3 protein-coding genes are annotated in these 5,328 nt (G+C 71.2%); all 3 read right to left on the reverse strand.

The features are described 5' to 3' along the window. Positions 1-43 precede the first annotated feature (43 nt). Positions 44-3,193, reverse strand: a complete 3,150-nt coding sequence (locus ACFQ7Q_RS37470) for an efflux RND transporter permease subunit (RefSeq protein ID WP_383563553.1) — start codon at positions 3,191-3,193, stop codon at positions 44-46. A 157-nt stretch (positions 3,194-3,350) separates the two neighbouring features. Beyond that, on the reverse strand, positions 3,351-4,043 hold the full coding sequence (locus ACFQ7Q_RS37475) for a response regulator (protein WP_383563556.1): 693 nt from the start codon (positions 4,041-4,043) through the stop codon (positions 3,351-3,353). Further along, positions 4,040-5,266, reverse strand: a complete 1,227-nt coding sequence (locus tag ACFQ7Q_RS37480; RefSeq protein WP_383563559.1) for a sensor histidine kinase — start codon at positions 5,264-5,266, stop codon at positions 4,040-4,042. The genes ACFQ7Q_RS37475 and ACFQ7Q_RS37480 overlap by 4 nt, the downstream gene beginning before the upstream one ends. Positions 5,267-5,328: the final 62 nt, after the last annotated feature.

Here is a 5,328-nt window from a genome sequence, read left to right on the forward strand (position 1 = left end):
CGTCGGTGCCGAGCCGGGCCTCCGGCCGTCGCCCGCGGGCGCGTCAGACGTCCAGCGCGTCCAGCAGGTCCGCGTCCGTGTCCGTGTTCGTGTTCGCGTCCGTCGGCTGCTCCGGGACGTCGGTCTTCCTCGACCGCTTCGCCGCCTTCTTCTTCGCGCGGCGCTCCTTGCGGAGCTCCACCATCGCGTAGAGCGTCGGGACCAGGAGCAGCGTCAGCAGCGTCGAGGTGATCAGACCGCCGATCACCACGACCGCCAGCGGCTGGGCGATGAAGCCGCCCTCGCCGGTGATGCCGAGCGCCATGGGGAGCAGCGCGAAGATCGTCGCCAGCGCCGTCATCAGGATCGGGCGCAGACGGTGGCGGCCACCCTCGACGACCGCCTCGACGACGCCCAGGCCCTGGGCCCGGTACTGGTTGATCAGGTCGATCAGGACGATCGCGTTGGTGACCACGATGCCGATCAGCATCAACATGCCGATCATGGCCGGGACGCCCATCGCGGTGCCCGTCACGACCAGGAGACCGATCGCGCCGGTCGCCGCGAACGGGATCGACACCAGCAGGATCAGCGGCTGGATCAGGGACTTGAAGGTCGCGACCAGGAGCATGAAGACGATCGCGATCGCGGCGAGCATCGCCAGGCCCAGGTTGACGAACGCCTCGGACTGGTCCTCGGAGACACCGCCGATGGAGGCCGTCGCGCCCTCCGGCAGGTCCAGCGCGTTGATCTTCGTCTGGAGCTCGGCGCTGACCGCGCCCGTGTTGTCACCGGTCGGCTTGGCCGTGATCGTCGCCGCGCGGGCACCGTCGATCCGGGTCATCGAGACCGGGCCGGGGACCAGCTTCACCTCGGCGATGTCGCCGAGCTTGACCGGGCCCAGCGGCAGCTTCTTGAGGCCGTCCATCGTCGTGGCCGGGTTCGCCGAGGTCAGGACGACGTTCCGCTCGGTGTCGTCGAGGATCGCCTTGCCGGCGGGGGTGCCGCGGACCGCCTGGGCCACGGCCATGCCGAGCGCCGTGTCGTCGAAGCCGAGGTCCGCCGCCTTCGCGTTGGCCGTGACGGAGATCCGCGGCACGGACTGCGACAGGTCGCTCTGGACGTCGGTGACGTCGTCGAGCTCCGCGACCTCGGCCTTGACCGCCTCGGACGCCTTCTTCAGGGTGTCCGCGTCGGATGCCTTGACCACCACGCTCAGGTCCTGGCTGCCGAAGCCGTCGCCCGCCGCGATCGTCGTGTCGCCGATGCCGTCGAGCTTGCCGAGGGCCTCGTCGATGGCGTCGCGCGTCTTCTCGTACGACGCCGAGTCCTCCAGGGTCAGCTGGTACGAGGCCTGGTTGGCGCCCGTACCGCCGCCGAAGGCCGCCATGAAGCCCGAGGAGCCGACCGTGACCTGGTAGTCCTTCACGCCCTCGGTGGAGGACAGGACCTTCTCCACCTTCCGGGCGGCCTCGTCGGCCGCCACGAGGCTGGTGCCCGGAGCCAGCTCCTGCTTGATGCTCATGACCTCCTGCTCGCCCTGGTCGAAGAAGTTGGTCTTCAGGAGCGGGGCCATGCCGAAGGTGCCGACCAGGACGACGATCGCGATCGCCACGCTGGTGAGGCGGCGACGGGTCGCGAAGCGCAGCACCGGGACGTACAGGCGCTGGAGGCGGCTCTTGTTCTCCTTCTCCTCCGCGAGGCGCCGGGCCTCGTCCGGGTCCGCCGACGTGCCCTTGGGGGCGCGCAGGAACCAGTACGAGAGGACCGGTACGACGGTGAGGGAGACCAGGAGAGAGGCCAGCAGCGCGGCGGTGACCGTCAGGCTGAACGAACCGAACAGCTCGCCGACCATGCCGCCGACCAGACCGATCGGCAGGAAGACGGCGACCGTGGTGAGGGTCGAGGAGGTCACGGCGCCCGCGACCTCGCGGACCGCGGTGAGGATCGCCGACTCGCGCTCCTCGCCATAGCCGAGGTGCCGCTTGATGTTCTCCAGGACAACGATCGAGTCGTCGACGACCCGGCCGATCGCGATCGTGAGGGCGCCCAGGGTCAGCATGTTGAGCGAGAGGTCACGGGTCCACAGCACGATCAGGGCCAGGACGACCGAGAGCGGGATGGAGACCGCCGTGACCAGCGTCGAGCGGATCGAGGCGAGGAAGACCAGGATCACGAGGACGGCCATGACGAGGCCGAGCGCGCCCTCGGTCGTGAGACCGGAGATCGACTTGGAGACGGCCGGGCCCTGGTCGGAGACGACCGTCAGGTCGGCGCCGGCGCCGAGGTCCTTGCGGAGCTCGGGCAGCTTGTCCTTGACCGCCTCGGAGATGGCGACGGCGCTGCCGTCGTTGTCCATGGTGGCCAGGACCGCCAGGCTGGGCTTGCCGTTGGTGCGGGTGATGGAGACCCGGGAGGACTCCTCCTGCTTCACCGTGGCCACGTCGCCGACGCGGACGGCCTTGCCCTGGTCGGGCTTGACGCGCAGGTCCTGGATCTGGCGGAGCGAGGTGAAGCCGCCGCCGACCTGGACCGTACGGCTCTTGCCTGCCTCGGAGAACGAGCCGGCCGGGACCGTGGCGCCGCCCGCCTGGAGGGCCTGGGCGAGCTTCATGGAGTTCAGCCCGGCCGCCGCGAGCTTCCTCTCGTCGGGGGTCACGGAGACCTGGAGGTCCTGGACGCCGTCGATGGAGACCTGGCCGACGCCGTCGATGTCCTCCAGGGCCGGGACGACGGTCCGCTCCAGCTGGTCCGCGAGGGCCTGCTGGTCCTTGTCGGAGGTCACGGCGAGGACGACGGTCGGGATGTCGTCCGTCGAGCCGGCGACGACCTGCGGGTCGACACCGTCCGGGAGCACCGCGCGCGCCCGGTTCACGGCCTGCTGGACGTCGGCGACGAGCTGCTTGGTGCCCTCGTCGCCGTAGTCGAAGGTGGCCATGATGACGGCGCTGCCCTCGGACGCCGTGGAGGTCACGCCCTTGATGCCGTCGACGGCCTTGATGGTGTTCTCGAGCGGTTCGACGACCTGCTTCTCGACCACGTCGGGCGACGCGCCCTGGTAGGGAGCGAGGACCGAGACCATCGGGAGCTCGATCGAGGGCAGCAGTTGCTGCTTCAGCTGCGGTATCGCGATCGCCCCGAAGACGATGGCGACGATGGACATCAGCCCGATCAGGGCCCGTTGCGCGAGGCTGAATCTGGACAGCCAGGACATGGGGTCTCTCTTCTGTGGCGTACTCGGCAGGCGGGCGCCAGGACGATCCAGGGGTGCCCGCTAACACCATCAGCCATGAGAAGCCCCGGGTCCTCGGCCCCCGGGTCCAATTCCTTATCCCGCGCATACCGCGTCTGGAGTACGCCGGGGTACTCCGTCACTCCACCCTTGGACGTACCAGGCCGGACTCGTAGGCCGTGACCACCAGCTGGGCGCGGTCGCGGGCGCCGAGCTTGGCCATGGTCCGGTTGACGTGCGTCTTGACCGTGAGGGGGCTGACCTCCAGGCGTTCGGCGATCTCGTCGTTGGAGTGGCCGCCGCCGACGAGGACGAGGACCTCGCGTTCGCGGGTGGTGAGGGCGGCCAGACGCTCCGAGTACGCCGGTGCGTCCTCGCCGTTCTCCGGGTCCGAACCTCCGGCCTGCGCAAGGAACTTGGCGATCAGGCCCTTGGTCGCCACGGGCGAGAGCAGGGCCTCCCCGGCGGCGGCGATCCGGATGGCGTTGAGCAGCTCCTCCGGTTCCGCTCCCTTGCCGAGGAAGCCGGAGGCGCCGGCGCGGAGCGACTGCACGACGTACTCGTCGACCTCGAAGGTGGTCAGCATGACGATCCGTACGGCGGACAGCTCCGGGTCCGCGGTGATCATGCGGGTGGCGGCGAGCCCGTCGGTGCCGGGCATCCGGATGTCCATCAGGACGACGTCGGCCCCCGTGGACCGGGCGAGGGCGACCGCCTGTGCCCCGTCGGCGGCCTCGGCGACGACCTCCATGTCCGGCTCGGAGTCCACGAGCACCTTGAAGGCGCTGCGGAGCAGGGCCTGGTCGTCGGCGAGCAGCACCCGGATGGTCATGTGTCCTCCCCCGTACGGGCCGTTGCGGGCAGTATCGCCTGGACCCGGAAGCCGCCGCCGTAGCGGGGTGCCGCGGCCAGCGTGCCGCGGAGCGCGGTGACGCGCTCCCTCATGCCGATCAGTCCGTGCCCGCCCGTGTCGGCGGGCGTCGCCGGCTGCGGCACTCCGTTGTCGAGGACGGTGATCTCGACGGTCCGGCCGACCCGGATGACGCTCACCTCGGCCTTGGCGTCCGGGCCCGCGTGCTTCTGCACGTTGGTCAGCGCCTCCTGGATGATCCGGTACGCGGCGAGGTCGACGGCGGCCGGAAGCCCCGGGTCGTCGTCCGTGCGGACGAGCTCCACGGGGAGGCCCGCGTGACGGAAGGTGGCGAGCAGATCATCGAGGACGCCGAGGCCGGGTGCGGGTTCGGTGGGGGCCTCGGGGTCGCCGGACTGGCGGAGCAGGCCGACCGTGGCGCGCAGCTCGTTGAGGGCGGAGCGGCTGGCCTCGCGGACGTGCGCGAGGGCTTCCTTGGCCTGGTCGGGGCGCTTGTCCATGACGTGGGAGGCGACTCCGGCCTGGACGTTGACCAGCGCGATGTGGTGGGCGACGACGTCGTGGAGGTCGCGGGCGATCCTGAGGCGCTCCTCGGCGACCCGGCGCCGGGCCTCCTCGTCACGGGTCCGCTCCGCCCGCTCGGCCCGCTCCCGTATGGCGTCGACGAAGGCGCGGCGGCTGCGGACGGCGTCGCCGGCGGCCGCGGCCATGCCGGCCCAGGCGAAGACGCCGAGGTTCTCCTGGGCGTACCAGGGGGTGGGTCCGAAGAGCATCGAGGCGCCCGACAGGACGCCCATGGTGAGCAGTCCGACGCGCCAGGTGGTGGGGCGGTCGGTGCGGGCGGCGACGGTGTAGAGCGCGACGACGGCGCTCATGGCGACGGGGGCCGGACGGTCGTCGGTGATCAGCTCGACGAGGGTGACGCCACCGGTGAAGGCGAGGACTGCGAGGGGGTCGCGCCGACGCAGGACGAGGGCGGCGGCACCCAGCACCATGAGGAGGACGCTCGCGGCGTCGGGGGTGCGGTCGCCGAAGGTGGGCCCGTTGGGACTGCCGTGGGGGTCGGCGAAGGACCCCGTGACCATGCAGGCGAGCACGGCGAGGGCGAGGCCGGCGTCGCAGGCGAGGGGATGCGCCCGCAGCCAGAGCCGGGCCTGCGAGAAGCCGCTGTCGAGGGAGGTCACGGAGCAACGGTACGGGGTGGTGGACACGGCAGCGCCCCGCTTCCCTGTGCGGGAGGCGGGGC

The sequence above is a fragment of the Streptomyces sp. NPDC056527 genome, assembly GCF_042794475.1.
GTDB lineage: Bacteria > Actinomycetota > Actinomycetes > Streptomycetales > Streptomycetaceae > Streptomyces.

Coding starts and splice junctions, on each gene's coding strand:
- ACFQ7Q_RS37470 (WP_383563553.1), bottom strand. CDS start 3,193: ATGTCCTGGCTGTCCAGATTCAGCCTCGCGCAACGGGCCCTGATCGGG.
- ACFQ7Q_RS37475 (WP_383563556.1), bottom strand. CDS start 4,043: ATGACCATCCGGGTGCTGCTCGCCGACGACCAGGCCCTGCTCCGCAGC.